This window comes from Serratia sp. 2723, from assembly GCF_050434425.1.
In the GTDB taxonomy this organism is placed as follows: domain Bacteria; phylum Pseudomonadota; class Gammaproteobacteria; order Enterobacterales; family Enterobacteriaceae; genus Chania.
Genome location: NZ_JBNDIN010000022.1, coordinates 33897 through 49986, shown reverse-complemented (window position 1 = coordinate 49986; position 16090 = coordinate 33897). Strand labels below are relative to the sequence as shown.

At 51.7% G+C, this 16090-nt stretch carries 9 protein-coding genes and 2 pseudogenes; 4 read left to right on the top strand and 7 right to left on the bottom strand.

Annotated features, from left to right (window positions below):
• Both ABIE29_RS22715 and ABIE29_RS22710 read right to left on the bottom strand, forming a co-directional pair.
• A pseudogene (locus ABIE29_RS22715) lies at positions 1-154 on the bottom strand (fimbrial protein); the annotation flags it as partial.
• A 907-nt stretch (positions 155-1061) separates the two neighbouring features.
• Positions 1062-1153: pseudogene (locus ABIE29_RS22710) on the bottom strand (IS1 family transposase); the annotation flags it as partial.
• A 982-nt stretch (positions 1154-2135) separates the two neighbouring features.
• Here ABIE29_RS22710 and ABIE29_RS22705 point away from each other — a divergent pair.
• Positions 2136-3683, top strand: coding sequence for a hypothetical protein (locus tag ABIE29_RS22705; protein WP_429621518.1), 1548 nt, complete (start codon positions 2136-2138; stop codon positions 3681-3683).
• Positions 3684-3734: 51 nt separating this feature from the next.
• Here the strand turns inward: ABIE29_RS22705 and ABIE29_RS22700 are convergent, their stop codons facing one another.
• The 4 genes from ABIE29_RS22700 to ABIE29_RS22685 form a co-directional block, all read right to left on the bottom strand.
• On the bottom strand, positions 3735-6983 hold the full coding sequence (locus ABIE29_RS22700) for a S8 family serine peptidase (RefSeq protein ID WP_429621516.1): 3249 nt from the start codon (positions 6981-6983) through the stop codon (positions 3735-3737).
• A 298-nt stretch (positions 6984-7281) separates the two neighbouring features.
• Positions 7282-8490, bottom strand: a complete 1209-nt coding sequence (locus ABIE29_RS22695) for an N-acetylglucosamine-6-phosphate deacetylase (RefSeq protein WP_429621514.1) — start codon at positions 8488-8490, stop codon at positions 7282-7284.
• Positions 8483-9835, bottom strand: a complete 1353-nt coding sequence (locus tag ABIE29_RS22690) for a class-II fumarase/aspartase family protein (protein ID WP_429621512.1) — start codon at positions 9833-9835, stop codon at positions 8483-8485. The genes ABIE29_RS22695 and ABIE29_RS22690 overlap by 8 nt, the downstream gene beginning before the upstream one ends.
• 12 nt (positions 9836-9847) lie before the next feature.
• Complete coding sequence (locus tag ABIE29_RS22685) at positions 9848-11413, bottom strand: PTS transporter subunit EIIC (RefSeq protein WP_065683959.1); 1566 nt, start codon at positions 11411-11413, stop codon at positions 9848-9850.
• A 303-nt stretch (positions 11414-11716) separates the two neighbouring features.
• On the opposite strand from ABIE29_RS22685, the gene ABIE29_RS22680 reads away from it, so the two are divergent.
• From ABIE29_RS22680 to ABIE29_RS22670, 3 genes are read left to right on the top strand one after another with little or no spacing between them, the layout of a single operon-like run.
• Complete coding sequence (locus ABIE29_RS22680) at positions 11717-12751, top strand: glycosyltransferase family 9 protein (protein WP_429621509.1); 1035 nt, start codon at positions 11717-11719, stop codon at positions 12749-12751.
• Between the two features lie 22 nt (positions 12752-12773).
• Positions 12774-13268 (top strand): molybdopterin-dependent oxidoreductase, encoded by a 495-nt coding sequence (locus ABIE29_RS22675; protein ID WP_429621507.1) that lies wholly within the window; start codon positions 12774-12776, stop codon positions 13266-13268.
• Positions 13265-15052, top strand: coding sequence for an ATP-binding response regulator (locus ABIE29_RS22670; protein ID WP_429621505.1), 1788 nt, complete (start codon positions 13265-13267; stop codon positions 15050-15052). The genes ABIE29_RS22675 and ABIE29_RS22670 overlap by 4 nt, the downstream gene beginning before the upstream one ends.
• Here ABIE29_RS22670 and ABIE29_RS22665 read toward each other — a convergent pair.
• Positions 15042-15893 (bottom strand): helix-turn-helix domain-containing protein, encoded by an 852-nt coding sequence (locus ABIE29_RS22665; protein ID WP_429621503.1) that lies wholly within the window; start codon positions 15891-15893, stop codon positions 15042-15044. The two genes, ABIE29_RS22670 and ABIE29_RS22665, sit on opposite strands and share 11 nt — an antisense overlap.
• Positions 15894-16090: the final 197 nt, after the last annotated feature.

Here is a 16090-nt window from a genome sequence, read left to right as displayed (position 1 = left end):
CGGTGGCATCAGCGCCCTGGCCTTCGATGTCCACGTCACAGGTGCTGTCAGTCAGCAGGCCATTAAACGTAATGGTACCGGTTGAAGCAGCCTGTGCAGAAGCAGCCAAACCCAGTGCAGCCAGCAGAGAAAGACTAACAATTGTTTTTTTCATCTTTAAAACGTCCTTTATAGATCGAGTATCATTACCATCATGGTAATACTTGGTGTGTAAATGGGGGTGTAGCGAACAATAAGCGTCTTATATATTCGTCATACCTCCTTTTTTAAACGTAAAGCTACGTTCAAACCTGCTGCCCGTTAATACAGCAACCTTTAACGAGCGATTAAATGCTCTGATTAGGTTAAAACTATCTTCAGTGCAGCCCGAGAATTTTAACCTTCAGCATCAATTCCTGATTGCTGAATACGCCCAACCGCTTCATCGAATTACGCTTGTGGGCACTGATTGTTTTAATACTTTTGTGGGTCAACTGCGCGACCCATTAGCAGTTAATTAGTTATAAAAACCATTCCAGCCAGATTAACTAATTTTCACACCACCATTGATCAGGAGGGGGTAATTAGCATAAAAAGTCAAAATTATACACTTTCTGTGTTAAGTGCTTTTTTCAATATTAAGTTAAATAAAATCAATCATCTTACCTTCGTCTGTGGTGATAAATGAATCCACACTATCACGCTGTTCTCATCAGTTGCCTGACACCCTGTTCTGACGTTCATGCCGGTGTCAGCGGCGTTGGATGAGATAAATATTAGGGGAGGACTGGAAATAGTCGTAATTAATTTTTTTTATTTAAACTTATTAAATGGGGCCCGCCGGGTGGGACAGGGCGTCAGTACGCGGGCGGATAGTTGCTGGCAGAGTTGGAGGCAAGTGGTGCTGGTTAAAAATTCGCAACCAACTGTATTTTATGAATTAATAAATATTATTAAGAAAAATCGCTGCATCCTGGAGAGGCTGATACATTGTCAGGGTGGGCTACAGACAAGGGAGGGGGCGGAGGTGAAAAGGAAACATTTTTATGTCAGGTCATTGAAAATACTGGTAATAATGCCAATTAGTAGAACATGTGTTTTTCGATGAAGGCCCGATGACCTTTTCATGCCCCTCAATCGACCGTGAGAAACAGACTGTTTTACGGGCAAGGCGCGGGTAAATAGCAGATGCTCCAGCCTGTACATTCAGGGGAAATCACCAAAGTCATTATAATCATAATAGAGCTTGATAAGCCCCGGATGCTCCTAGCAGGTACTTTCTCGTTGAGCATATCGGAAAAGGATCTCTGGTCGACTGATGTTCAACTGTGCAGCAATGTAAAAACGGATGCATGAGGGAAAGAAGAACGAACCTCGAAACGTTAAATACCTATGGCCAGGCCAGTGCTAGCAGGTCGTGCTGATGGGAGCGCAACGTTCACAATAAATTATTATTGAACTCGTTAATGACAGCATGACCATCGGCCAGGAGACCGAGGCATGTGATAGATTACGGGTGAACTGAGGTATGAAATGAATACAGAGGCATTATCCTCATGAAATACAGACAACCTTATGGCGCGATGACATATTTGTGATGGCGCAACCTCCCGTGATAACCCCACACTTTATTCATAAATCATTCATACGGGGCTTCATCGTCCCCATTCCTGACGAATATTCCAGCATTAAACATACTCCGTCATCGAAATCAGCCCACCATTACCGCCGGTCATGTCAATCATGTGATTAATACTAGAGACGCAAGCACTGCTGCCAAGATCTTCGATCACTGTTGAAACGATACCCCGGTGAGCTGCACCCTGTACAGCCCCTTCCCCGTTTAGTGCGGGGGATCGCATCGTGTAGCTGGCCAAAAAAGGTCTATCTGAAAATGTCCAGCGAAGTCTCCAGAAAAATAGAATTATTTTTATACCGGTGTTTCCGACCTTACCCGAAAACGGAAACGAGGATCCTAGACGGAAAGAAAAAACGCGCCACTGACGGTCAGCGGCCTAGGCAAGCCGGACACACCTCAATTAAACAAGCCAACTGCAGTGCGTCACAACTCCCCTTACCCACCCAGATCACAGACAATCCCCGCCATTTTGTATACGCTCGAATACCGACTCCAGACCAGACGTTGAGATGCCTTGGTGAACAGTTTTGACCTGTCATTGTTGAAATATATTCAGGAACACAGCCCGGTGTTAATCGAGGATGTCACCTCCAGGTTTGGCAAAACCACGTCGACGCTGAAGCGCTCCATGAAGGAGATCAACGAGTTCCTGGAACCAGATTGCCACCTGCATATCGATGGGCTGTGGATCGTCACAGCGATCGGCTACCGGGAATACATCGCCTTTCTGGAGCAGATCCCGTTTAACCGCTACATCACCACCACCGATGAACGCATTAAAGATCTCAGCGTGGCGCTCTGCCTGCAGGACGTGGTAAACAAAAGCGAGTATTACCGCAAGTTTAACGTCAGCCCAACCACGCTCAAAAACGATAACCAGGCGCTATCGGCATTTTTACAGGCCAATCATCTCACCGTTACCGCCATTCCCAAACAGGGCTCGCGGCTGGATGGCGACGAGATCCTGCTGCGCATCGCCATTTGCCTGACGATCCTGAAAACCATCGAGATCGGCGAAGATCACCTGCTGGTGCCCCACAAAGCCAACGAGCCGATTAACCGCTCCATTGCCACGCAGTTCTTAAAGGTGTGCCAGCAGGAAATCAGCGCCGCCGCCGAACTGTACCAACAGCGGCTGAGCCAGCGGATCACGCTGGGCTATAACAGCAAAAAATACTTCCTGGTGTATATGAGCATTGCGCTACACCGCATGCGACGCGGGCATTTCATCACCCACAGCGATAACCTGAGCTTTATTCAATCCTCTGACTTTGGGCTGCTGGATGGCGAGCACGAAAATCGCTTTCTCGACCTGCTGATTTCATCGCTGACCTACACCTGGCGGCCATTTGATATCTACGATCCCACGCTGATTACGCTCGTTGGCCGCCTTTGTGAAACCCTGGCCCCGTTGCTGCGGGCAGAAATCCACAACCGTTCGCCCTTCTTCGCCGAGATCTACCAGTTCGTCTATTCGACCATCGTACAAAACAAGTTCAATCTCTACTTTGACGATAAAAAGCTGCATCAGGTGCAGACCCGGCACGCGCTGCTCTATCAGGGCGTCACCCAGGCTACCGCGCCCATCGCGCAGCACTATCAAACCACCTTTTCGCCGGTGCATCTGTCCACGCTGGTGTTGATCCTGAAGAAATATGAGCTGCAAAACCGAGTCCACAGCGAGGAGAAAAAACGCGTCATTATCGTGACCAACTCTTCGGAAAGTAAGGTGGGCTATTTCAAAGAGGTGTTGAAGTCGCACTTCCATATTGAGATTGTTGGCTACTTGAATATCAATGAGATACACACGCTCAAGCAGATCCCCTTTGATTTGCTGATCACCTTCACCAATAAAATCTCGAGCTATCTGAAGTATTATCAGTGGGATTACATCAAGGTGAATTTCTATCTCAGCCGCGATGATATCTCGCTGCTCAGCCAGCACGGGCTTTCCCGGGCGAAGAAGAAGATCCCGGCAGAGGGGTTTATTCAGGAGATTGAAGGATTGGATCGGCAGCAGCTGCGCGCCGTGCTAGAACAGAGATATCCTGACTTTTTCATTTGATCGGGAACAACCACCAGCCTTGGCCGGTGGTTGTTTTATCGCGTTATAACTCTAGAAATCGATTTTTAACTTGGCGTAAAAGCCGTTTGAAGTGATATCGCTATTATAGGCACCGGTATATGACAGACCGAAGGTGGTTGCTTTACCGAGCTTGGTTTCAATACCTAACCCCACGCCAACCAGGTTAGACAATTTGCCCCCCTGGATCCTGGCTACTCCGCTATCGGCAAGAGACATTGTCGCTTCTGGAGTAGTGTCACCGAAGAAGTGGGTACCATACAGATCGCCTTTCACTGCCATATCCAGGTTAGCCAAGGTAAATGGCACCGCGGTGCGCACGCCAAGGGTGGTGACCTGCAGATCCTGGTTATCAACGTTGGTGGTAAACACCATATTGTTAACCGTTTCCACATAGCCATCGGATTTGATATGCATCCAGCTGATACCGAAATAAGGCTCAACGGAATAGCTATCGGTATTGAATCCTGAATAGGCCGCTTCTGCAAACAGCTGGGTAATATCCACATCTGGGGAAACAGAATTTGTGTCAACCTGATCGAGGACTCTCAAAGTACGATTAGCATCACGATCCTGCCTGGTGTACATCGCACCATAATTCAGTGAAACCGCATCAGCGATTTTGGAAACGCCGTAAACCCCGAAGTGCAGGTCGTCACTGTCGATTTTACCGCTGCTTCCCCCTTTGAAATCGGTTCTACCCGCCCCGAAGTACAGCCCGAGTTTAGTGCCGCTGCTTACATCGATTTCACTGCCGATTAAGGTAGCGAAGAAATCGACGTCCATGCTCGATTGACCATAATCCACATTAGACCAGCTACCTATAGGCGCCATCCAGAAGCGACCCGAACCATCGGCCGTTTCGACATAACGCCCTCCCCCTATGCCAACCGCCTGATCCTTGATAACGCGAGACATCGTCATTGAATTAACGATGCTGGCATTTTGCGTATTGAGGTACATATCACTGCCGAGTGAATTGTAGGTATCACTAACCTCCTCACCAGATGCCATGAGCAAGGAGTTGAAAAGCGTCCCCCTACCCGTACCCTCAATCGTATTGGCAATCGAGCGGCCATTATGGTTTGAAGCGTACGAGGCAAACGTCACATCATCATTGCGGCCAAAACTGGCGGTGAGGGCATTACCAGAAACCTCGACCTGGGTGTTGAAGAACGCGTACTGAGGTGTGGCAATGGCCTTATCAACACCGGTTAAGGCATCAGCGGTGACCGTGCCAACAGCGACGGTGCCATTATTAAACACGTCTGCGTACACGTCCCTGTCGTTGGAACCCACAGTAATCATCGAACCGTCGTTAAAGGTCAACTGACCCACATTGACATGTTCATCCGTGCTGACGACGTAAGTGCCCCCGGCATTGACGTCAATATTAGCCTTATGGCTTGCTGTCGATGTCAATTGCCCCTTCAGCGTAAACGTATCGTTATAGTGGCCAATGACCCCGAACTTACCGCCATTCACCGCCACGGTGCCGCTACCAAAGGATTCAGTGAAGCCATACAGGGCGCCGTTCTCCACGGTGGTATTCCCCTGATAGCTGTTATCACCGGTCATGACCAACGTACCCGCACCGAGTTTAACCAGGGAACCGGTATAGAGATCGGCGCCAATTTTGGCCTCAATAGCAGCAGCACGCGCAGCGTAATAGTCTTGCCGCCATTTTTCCGCATCCTCCTGGCTAACGATATGATCCGTCGGATCGCTGTTACCGTCATTGACTATGAAACTGTTACCCAGCTCATAGGCTCCACCAGCCGCAATACCCTGATTTTTATAGTTCTGTAGCCAGGCCAAATCTTCTTGTTTACGCGCATCCAGCGCTTGCTGGCTGATGTTATTACTCCAGACATCAAGCGGTGTTGTGGCCATGTTGTATTCAACCTTGCCAAGGAACTGACCGGGCCCATACATACCTTTATCAAGATCGGGCACTCCCCAGCCGTAGCGAACATCGGGAACACCGTCAGCCGCAGTCCAGTTGGCCAACGTACTACCGTCTGGGTTCTGGTGGCTGGCGGTGGTGAACATCACATCACGAACCTGAAGAGCGCTCATATCCTGATAGCGTGAAAGCAGTACGCCCATGGCACCAGCCACATGGGGAGCCGACATGGAGGTACCTGATGAGTTCCCCCAGCCCGGAGCCCCGGTTGTCGCATTCACCGTGGTTGAGTAGATACCATTTCCCGGCGCAGCCACGGTCCACCATTTGGCCTCACCAGCCTCATTCCAGGTATAAGAGAGGGAGTATTTATCGGTACCGGTTACCCGTTGCAACCCGGCAACAGCAATCCAGTGCTGCTCGGCTTCAGGGTGATAATAAGGGTAAAGTGCACGATAGAATGGATTGGCAAAATCGCGGTTGCCCGTGGTAAATATCTGCACCACCGTGGTGCCTTTCACGGCATCATAGGCAGCATCAACAAAGGACGGATTATCTCCGTAGACTTTATTGAAATAAAAGTACTCATATTCTGACTGGGTCATGTTATTGGCCGGGATATGCACCCCGGTATTGCCACCGTCACTGCCGGTTGACCCGTTGTCGACAATACGAATGTTGGTGCCCCAGCTGTTGTTAATCACCTCTGCACCGGAATCAACCAGCGCTTTCCAACCGGTATAGAAGTACTGATAATCCTGGAACGGGCCATAGTTATTGCTATCCGTGCCACCGGTATTAGCGACATAAATATTGGCGCCCCAGGCAACACCGTGCATGCCTTCACCATCACGATTAGCCCCAACGGTGCCGGTTACGTGGGTTCCATGGCCATCGTTAACACCGGCTACCCATTGGCCACTGATATCAAATGCTTCGCCCTCGATATATTCGCCTTGTAACCCCGGTGCCGACTGTGGGTAACGCAAACCGGACGAACCGTAGATGCCATTAGCCTGGACGGCATGGAAGCGATCGCCGTTAAGATCTTGATGAATAAATAACAGAGCACCAGAATCCATTACGCCAACGTTAACCCCTTGCCCAGAGAATCCCAGCGCATAGGCGCTGGATGCCTTCATCGCAGTTATGCCCCAATCCTTGCTGTACTCCTCGGTTTCCCAACTGGCTTTATCGCCAATCTGTCCTGTTTCCACATAAGCTGCGGTGGCCACACCGGCCATCGGCGAGATTGCGGCGGAAATGGTCAAGGCAATGAGTGACTTGTTAAGTGTTACTTTTTTCCCCTGGTTTTGATTTATTTTGTTGGGTTGTTGACAAGCCTTGTGAAAAAATACCTTTGAAATCAAATTCATGCTGATATTCCTTTCAGTAATGCTCACAGAGATATTTCTTTGTGCCAAGTTGGCCACACCTTTTTTATTGATTTGTATACCATTTCAAACGAGCACCCGCAGTGTGCTCACTTTTTGAACTGACACATATTGATAAATATCAACATATTTTTTTACAGTCCCTCAAATAATTAGATTATGTGACGGCCTTCATCAATAAAGTCGCTGAAATTTTTTGAGGTTGTACCGCTGGGAGCTTTGGCTAGGAGGGATTGGAGGGCACAACGGCCAACCAACGTTGGCCGTGCATTAGATAAGGTTACAGTGTCTGACGAACGCCCCGGCAGTAGACCTCCACCAGATCCAACCCTTCATTCAGCACCAGAATATCGGCATCTTTCCCCAGGCAAAGTGACCCTTTGCGGCTCTGCGCGCCCGCCAGAAACGCCGGGTTTTCGCAAGCGATACTGGCGACGGAAACCAGACCATTATCCAGACGATCGACGATGTTCTTCACCGAATCGAGAAAGTTCATCTCCAGTTGCTGGACCGCACCGTAGTCACAGGGGCAAACGTGGCGCGTATCGCCACCGTCTGAGGTAATCTCTAACTGCCCCTGTTTGATACGGAAGGTCTCTTTGCGCAGGTAATGGTGAAACTCATAGCCTTCCGGGAAATCGACATAGCCCATACAGTCACTCATCAGCACCATACGTCGATCGCGTTTCAGGCGATAAAGCAGATCAAATGCCTCCGGTTTGATAGTGATACCGCTCTGTTTCGCAACTTCCGCATAGGTATCCTGATAGTACATCAGCGCACCAACCACCCCGAGCTCACGGTGATGGAAGCCACGCATCCCGCTATAAGCGTGGGTGAAGTGATTTAATCCCGCCTCTATCGCTGCCGTAACCTCAGCAAAGGTGGCATCGGTATGCCCTGCCGACGCGGTGATCCCCTGCGCCCGCAGATGACGAATCAAATCCAACGCCCCTTCCAGCTCTGGCGCTAGCGTCATCAGGCGGATGTTCCGCCCTGCCAACTGATTAAAGCGCTCGAATCCCTCAATGCTTGGCCGTTGCAGGCAGTCGGCTCGCTGCATACCGAGATGTTTTTCACTGATGTAGGGGCCTTCCATATGGATGCCAATGGCTTCGGCCCCGTTCGCTGGCGTTGCCGTGGCAATATAGTCGGCTGCCTCTATTAACGACGTCTCAAGGAAATCATTTGGCATCGTGCCGGAGGTGGGCAGGTAAGAAGTGACACCAGCCTTGACCAAATCGTGGCTCATCCACTTCAGTGACGCCTTATTGCCCTTGTAGCCGAACGAACCCCGCCCCCAACCGTGCACATGGATATCGACAAAGCCGGGCATGATGATCCGCTCGCTATGGTCGATGCAGCTACCGGAAAAGTGGCTGGCAAACCCGCTGATTTGCCCTTGCTGTACCAGCAGATAACCGGCCTTGATTCCATCGGGGAACACGATCCGGTTGGATTTGATGACCCCGGAGCGCAGGTCATTCATGACTTCTCTCCAATACCCGGTCCGCCAGTTCATCGGCCAAGACAGCACACAGGCCGGTATAGGCGCCGGGATCCAGCAGTTCCGCAATCTCCTGCACCGTGAAGTTGCTGGCCATGACCGGATCCTGGCTTAATATCTCACTGTATTCGAGATGTTCATGGGTACTGCGCATCGCCATGGTGTAAACCAGCTCATGGGCCGGATCCTTACCCAGCTTATCCACCAGCTTCATCATGATTTTCTCGCTGTTGATCAGCCCGTGCGTCAGCATCACGTTGTCATGCATCCGCTCAGGGTTAATCACCAGCGTGCGCGTCAGCTCCTCGGCCCGCAGGATAATCTCGGCCATCAGCTCAATGCTTTCCTGCAGGCTGGCATCAAAGATAAAGTAGGCCGAGCTGTCCGCCTCAAATGGCCTTGGGCAGACGTAGAGCACCGCCGTCATCACCGAATACAGCTTCTGGGCGTTGGCAATGATGCCCTTTGCCAGCTTGGGATTGACCTTCTGCGGCATGGTGCTGCTGCCCACGGTGCCTTTGGTGAACGCCTCGGAGACCTCGCCAAACTCCTCGCTGGACGTCTGATAGACCTCTTCGGCGATTTTATGCAGGGTGGTCGCCAGCAAACACAGGTTGCTGATGTACTCGGCACGGAACACTCTGGCGCTGCGCGAAGGCACCACCATGGAGTGCATCCCTAGCTGTTCGGCGACCAGAGCCTGCACCGTTCTACCCGCCTCCCCGGTGGCATGAAACGCCCCCACCGCACCGCCCATCATTACGGTGAATACGCGCTTTTCCGCCTCCTGCATGCGTTCCACCGCCGCCAGCAACTCATAGATCCACACGGAAACCTTATAGCCATAGGTGATGGGCAACGCGTGTTTGCCGTGGGTGCGCCCCGCCATCAGGGTATTTTTATGTGCCTTCGCCAGGTGGGCCAGATTGACCAGCGTGTCATCGACAAACTTCATCAGATGACGGTGGAATTTCTGCACGATCAGCAAGTGGGCCGTCTGCTGTATGTTTTGGGTCGTCACGCCGTAGTGCACATACTTGCCGCTTTCTGCATCACAAGCTTTGACCAGCACCTTGATGACAGGAACAAATCCGTGGCCAATCTGACGCATCAAACGGTCGATCTCCGCCAGATCGATCCGCTCCAACTGGCAGTTGGCGGCGATATTTTCTGCCGCAGCAGCGGGGATCATACCGACCTTTGCCTGCGCCATCGCCAAAGCACCTTCCACGTCGAGCCATGACTGTACTCTGGCTTCATGAGTGAACAGGTCTTTCATGCCCTGATGGTCGATGGTTTTACTTTTGGAATCATAAAGTGCGCGCATGCTGTGTTCCTCTTAACGTTGCTGGATGCCAGCAAGATTGTCATCTACCGCGTTACGGACAAACTCGACGTGTGGCCCGAAGACGACGTGAATATGGTTGCTGGAGGGAATAAAGGTCCCCAATGAGCCGGCCTCTTTCAGCAACTCCATGTTCATCAGCTTCTGGTCGCCAAGGTCGATACGCAGCCGCGACACACAGTTTTCTACCCGCTTGATGTTCTGCCTGCCGCCCAGTCCTTCTACGACCAGCTCCGCTACCTTGTCGTACTCTTTGTTATTGAGCAGTGCACTATCCGCCATCTCTTTCTCGCGGCCTGGCGTTTTGATATCAAACTTGCCAATGGCGTAGCGGAACACGCCATAGAACACCACAAAGTTAATCGCGCCCAGCAGCAGCAGGTTCGGCCAATGGGTGTTTTCGTACATCAGCCCAAAGATGCCGAAGTCAAAGATGGTGCCGCGAATATAGCCAATCGAGACGTCCAACATTTGCAGAGGAATGGTCAACAGGCCGCACAAGATCGCATAGATAACAAAGAGCTGCGGCGCAATAAACAGGAAGGAGAACTCAAGCGGCTCGGTGATATTGCCGAGGAACGCCGTCAGCACCACGGTCAGGATCATCCCTTTGGCGAATTTCTTGTTTTTGAAATAGGCCATGTGGTACATCGCCAGCCCGATAGCCGGGACGCGGAACAACGTGGTCAGCATCTGCGACGAAGCCAGGTAGCTGGACAGCGTTGGCATGAACTCATTCCATGCCGGATGGTTAGGCCCCAATTCAAACAGGATCTTGTTCATGGCGGGCAGAATGCCAACGTAGGTTTGCCCATCAATCAGATAGGTGCCACCCGCTTCGGTAAAGCGCACCGTCGAACTCAGGACATGGTGCAAGCCAAACGGGATCAGCAAACGGTTCAGGGTCATGTAGATCCCAGCACCGATGTTCGGGGCCATCATCACGGTCGAGATGCTTCGCATCCCATAGGTAAACACATCCCACACGAACGGGATCAGCAGGCCGACCGGGATGGTGAAGGCAATCGATAGAATGGCGACCGATTTCTTCCCGCTAAAGAAGGCAAAGGCCAACGGCAGTTGCAGCCGATAGAACCGGTCTGTCACCTTGGCGGCAAGCAAACCGGCAATGATCCCTCCCAGCGCCTCTATTTTCAGCGTGTGGATGCCGAGCACCATGCCCTGCCCGACCAACGCCATATTCTCCGTCACCAATTGGTCCATCACTTTCAGATGCACGTGCATGGAGATCAGTAAGGTTAGATAGGCGATGACCGAAGCGAAGACCGCAATACCCTTTTCCTTCTTCGACATGCCATAAGCGACCCCCATGGCGAACAGCAATGGAATATTCTGGAACACCACGCTGCTGATTAATCCCACCGAAGAGAGGATCGCCTTGCAGTAGGCATTGCCCAAAAACGGCAGTTTATCGATCATATACGCCTGGCCCAGCGCGCTACAGATCCCCATTAGCATCCCCACCGGGGCTAACACGGCAATAGGCAATAATAGGGAACGCCCAAACGTCTGTATTTCGTTTTTAAAGTTGGATTTCATTATCTGGCCCCTGGTTTACTTTACCGCTCTATCAAACAATGCCAGCGCTCCCACCATCAAGGCCAAATACTGGCTGATTCAAGGCTCATTTTTTGCCCGTCAAAAATCAGGGCTTGGGGCCAATTAACAGGTACGGCAAATCGCCGCCCCGGTCGTTTTCAGACAGGCGGCTAGCGGTAAGGCGTAAACTCCAATCTTTTTAATGCTATTTCGCTTATTCTCACCTGCAAAGCGCGGCGTTTTCTGCCATTCTTTTGCCTATTCCTCCTAGCCTTAGCCGCACCTTCGTAGACAGGACAAATCATGGAAGTGTTAACAAAGGATGAAGTGTTATATCACCGGGGAAGTTTGCTGACGCCAGACGGCGTCATGGTCGCGTCATGGGATCTTGAGCAGCAGGCGAGTTTTTCCGGTGATTATTTTAGCCTGGCTGGCTACCGCGGTATCCGCAACGCCGCTGCGGCTCCTTTCAGCGTGGATTATTGCAACGAATCTGTCGTGCACATCATTAATGGCATGGGCGTAACGCTGGGCGATTCCATTATTGGCCTGACCGCGCTCGAGGCGCTGCGCGAGTTTAATCCCAACCTGCGTACGATGATCTACCGGCCAGGGCGCGCGCCACACTATGTCGATCAGCTTTACCATCTGGCGGCGGGCGTGGTGGCCGATCTGCGTTGGCTGCCGTGGAAAGCGGAGCATATTCCTGAGCAAGAGTTGTGTATTGATGCCGGTAATCAGCTGTTCTGGCCAGCCTTTACCACGTTGCCGATGATTGATTTCTTTCTGAGGGCGCTGGGCGTTGAGCCTGCCGCTATTCCTGCCGCGGCGAAAACCAACCGCTGGATGCAAAAACTGTGTCTGCCGCCATTACCTGAACGCTGGCAGAATAAGCCCTACGTGCTGTTTTGCCCCACCGCCAGTACACCGTTACGCAGCATTCCGGCCAGTGCCCATGTACCACTGGTGAACGCGCTGTGGGAGAGGTTTGCCTGCCCGGTGCTGGGGTTCGGCGCGGTGGATCATCCGCATTATGTGAATATTCAACCGCTCTCCACCACGACCGCTGATTTCCTGGCCTGGGTGAAACATGCCCGCTATGTTCTGACATCGGATACCGCTGCGGTGCATATTGCCGCTGGCTACGATGTACCAACGACTGCCTTCTTTACCTCAATCGCTCCCGAATTGCGGGTCCGAGACTATCCATTATGTCAGCCAGTCTATTTTGCCATCCCCGAGCTGAACAACGTGCAGGCCAGCGCCAGAAAACATGACCTGGAGCAGGTCGAATTTGCCTTTACTACCCTGATGCTAAACGAATTGCCGTGGGCGTGATCCCCGGCCTGGAGAGCTACCGATGCTGTTGACCGCAATGAGAAATACCGCGTTTGCCCTACTGGCTTTGGTCATTACCCAAGCCAGCGCACTCAGCTTTACCCTGGAAGTCGGCGGCAAGATCAAAAACACTACCGACGCCGAGAACAAAACCTATGTCTTTACCGATAAAGAGCTGTTTGCCATGCCGCTTCGCAGCATCACGACCACCACTTCGTGGACGCCCAGAGTAAAATTCGATGGCGTATTGCTGGCGGATATTTTGGCTAAAGTGGGGGCCGAAGGCACCATGATGACGCTCTATGCGCTGAACGATTATTATATTGATGTACCCATCTCGGACGTGGCTAAATACAATATGATCCTGGCCTATAAAATGGGCGGTGAAATGTTAAAGGTGCGCGATTTCGGGCCGCTGTTTCTGATCTATCCCCGCGATGCCGGGGGCGCGGAGCTCAACTCTCCGCTGTATAACTCACGCTTTATCTGGCAGATCAACAGGATCGTCATTAAATGAAGTTAGTCCGTTTTAAAGACAGCGGCAGGTTGGCTATTCCGGCCATTTTTGCCGCCTTATTCCTGCTCGCCTCGACGGTAACTCTGTATTACTACAGCGCCACCTTGTCCAAAAAGGGGCTGTATGCCGTTGCCGGTACGCAGGAGAACTACTCTTGGTCAATCGCCAAATTTGCTATCAAGCTGGCAGAATTTGAAACCCTGGTGGAACAGCAAAAAAGCACCAACCAGATGGATATCGATAACCTGAGGCTGAGGTTCGATATTCTCTATTCTCGCTATTCGGTGCTCGCCCGTCCGTCAGAATCAACCCTGCCGTTATACCACGAGCCTGGGTATCCCGAGCTCGTTGAACGGATGCGTGAAGAAATAACCCAGCTGGATCAGTTGGTCAACAGCCCTCAGGTGGATTTGGGGCTGATCTCGCAGGCCATGCAACAAATCAAACCCTCTGCGATTATGATGGCCAACCTGGCAGACCATGCTGAAGTGAAACAGCGCACCGGGGCTTACGAAGATTTTATCGAGAAAAGGCACATCATCTTTTATGGCCTGGTGATCATCATGTTCTCGGTAATCGCGCTGATTGCGATCACGCTGATCGTCATTCGCCAGCAGCGCCAAACCATCAGCCAACAGTCGAAAGCCATCCGCGCAGAGCAAAAGGCTATCAGCACCAAAAACGCCTTCCTTGGGGCCATCGGACATGAACTGCGCACCTCGCTGCAAAGCATCATGTCTGCCATCGATGTGCTGACCAATACCCGTGTATCCCATGAGCACAAGGATACCTTCCACCGGCTGGAAACCGCCGCCGAACAGATAGAAAGCCAGATGAAGGATCTCACCGATTATGCGCGCCTGGATAGCGGCATGATGGAGCTGCGTATTGTTCCCTTTAATGCCCAGCAGGTGATCGAAGAAACGACGGATGAAATCACCATGCTGACCCATAAACCTGGGGTCAAGCTGGTGCGTGAGGTGGAGTTAACCCATGCGCAGGTCTATTCCGACCCGCAGCGACTACGGCAAATCGTGGTTAACCTGCTGACCAACGCCTTTAAATATACCGAAAACGGCACTATAACTCTGCACAGCTGCCTGCGTAGTCAACCGGCGGGGAGTTCGTTGATCATCGAGGTCACGGATACCGGCATCGGTATCGACAATGCCCTGCTACCGCAGATTTTTGAGCCCTTTACTCAGCTCGATCAGTCAAATACTCGTCAATACAGCGGGGTTGGCATGGGATTGGCGATCGTCCACGGCCTGGTAGAATTGCTCGACGGCACGATCACGGTGTACAGCGAAATAGGGAAAGGCAGCACCTTTATCGTCAGCATTCCCGTTGAGATCGGTGAAGAACCGTTGCCTGAGCAAAGCCCACGACCGGCGACGACGCTGTTGAAAAAAGAGCAGCAAATCCTGGTGGTAGACGACAATCCTGCCGCAGGCATGGCCTTTATCGCCCTGCTCGATAAGCTGGGCTATCAACATGAGCTGTGTGACTCGTCGGAACGTGCACTGCAAAAACTGTTGCGTCGGCCTTACGATGCCTTGCTGCTCGATCTGCAAATGCCCGGCATCGATGGCGTGGCCGTGGCGCAACAGCTGCGTGGCCAGCGTGGCCCGAACCGTAATATCCCGATTATCGGCATCAGCGCCTATACGCCGGAGCTGCTACCCAGCGAGCAACGCGCCATGTTTGACGATTATCTGATGAAGCCGGTACGCATGGAGGCGCTATCCACCTCACTCACGTCGCTGTTTGTCGCTACAGATTGAAGCATCGCTGCAGTGCGGCTTCGATCACATGGAGCCGCACCGGCTTTTCATACGGGCCTAGCACGTCATAATCTCGCATCGCTCTGGCAATCTCTGACTCACGCAAATCGGTGCCCAACTGGCCGGTCAGCACCAGGATCGGCGCATCCGCGTGATCGGAAGTGCGAATGGTTTCGATACATTTCTGCGCCGTCTCATGGCCTATCAACCAATCCACCACGTAGCCATCAAACGGGCTTTTGGCCAGCGCCTGGCAGAAACTGCTGACGTCATAGAAGGCCACGGCATTGAACCCTTGGCTATTGAGATACTTGGTCAGCTCATCGGCCGCCTGGTGAGCATCATCCAATACCGCAATGCTCAGGCGATCGTCTTCAATATGACCGGGGCGGATCTCGATCAGTTCAACAGCAAAACGCTTGCCCAGCGGAGCTTCGCTGGCCCGATAAACGGTCCACTGCCCATCCTGCTGCAAGCCAACAAACTCAGCCAGCTTGCCGCCTAATAGTTCGCTGCCGATGTGTGCCACACAAGGCAACGCCACCCCAGCCAGCGAAAAGATGGCATCCTGTGCCACTGTGGACCCAACAGGCTCACTGTCGGGGAGAATATCGACGATAGACGCCAGCGTTTCTCCCAAGGCCAGTGCCACATTGTTGATTTGTTCCAGCGTCCATGGGCTCTGGCCTTTCAGCTTGCGGTGAGCATGGGAAAAACTCAGATCCAGAATGCGGCTGAGCTCCTTGGCATGTTGTCGCTTGCCGATCCCATGCTGTAAAAAGAGTTCCCTGACCCTGCCTGCAATCGACTGCGAATCGAATTTTTGATGATTGTTAAACATTTTATCCTTCGATATATCTCGCTGATTTTTCAGTCGCTTTGACACCCACCCGTACAAAAACGTTATCGAAATCTCGCATACTATACAATATTAGCCTAATAGCTTGCTTGACATACCATCTTTTATAGTCAAACATGGTATAAGAAGTGATATATTATAAAAACGATAGTAGAACGATACGTTAGTAATAACCATAT

Excerpts from the sequence above, each read along its gene's own strand:
- ABIE29_RS22700 (WP_429621516.1), bottom strand. The coding sequence starts at position 6,983 with ATGAATTTGATTTCAAAGGTATTTTTTCACAAGGCTTGTCAACAACCC.
- ABIE29_RS22680 (WP_429621509.1), top strand. The coding sequence starts at position 11,717 with ATGGAAGTGTTAACAAAGGATGAAGTGTTATATCACCGGGGAAGTTTG.
- ABIE29_RS22665 (WP_429621503.1), bottom strand. The coding sequence starts at position 15,893 with ATGTTTAACAATCATCAAAAATTCGATTCGCAGTCGATTGCAGGCAGG.
- ABIE29_RS22675 (WP_429621507.1), top strand. The coding sequence starts at position 12,774 with ATGCTGTTGACCGCAATGAGAAATACCGCGTTTGCCCTACTGGCTTTG.
- ABIE29_RS22670 (WP_429621505.1), top strand. The coding sequence starts at position 13,265 with ATGAAGTTAGTCCGTTTTAAAGACAGCGGCAGGTTGGCTATTCCGGCC.
- ABIE29_RS22695 (WP_429621514.1), bottom strand. The coding sequence starts at position 8,490 with ATGAATGACCTGCGCTCCGGGGTCATCAAATCCAACCGGATCGTGTTC.
- ABIE29_RS22690 (WP_429621512.1), bottom strand. The coding sequence starts at position 9,835 with ATGCGCGCACTTTATGATTCCAAAAGTAAAACCATCGACCATCAGGGC.
- ABIE29_RS22685 (WP_065683959.1), bottom strand. The coding sequence starts at position 11,413 with ATGAAATCCAACTTTAAAAACGAAATACAGACGTTTGGGCGTTCCCTA.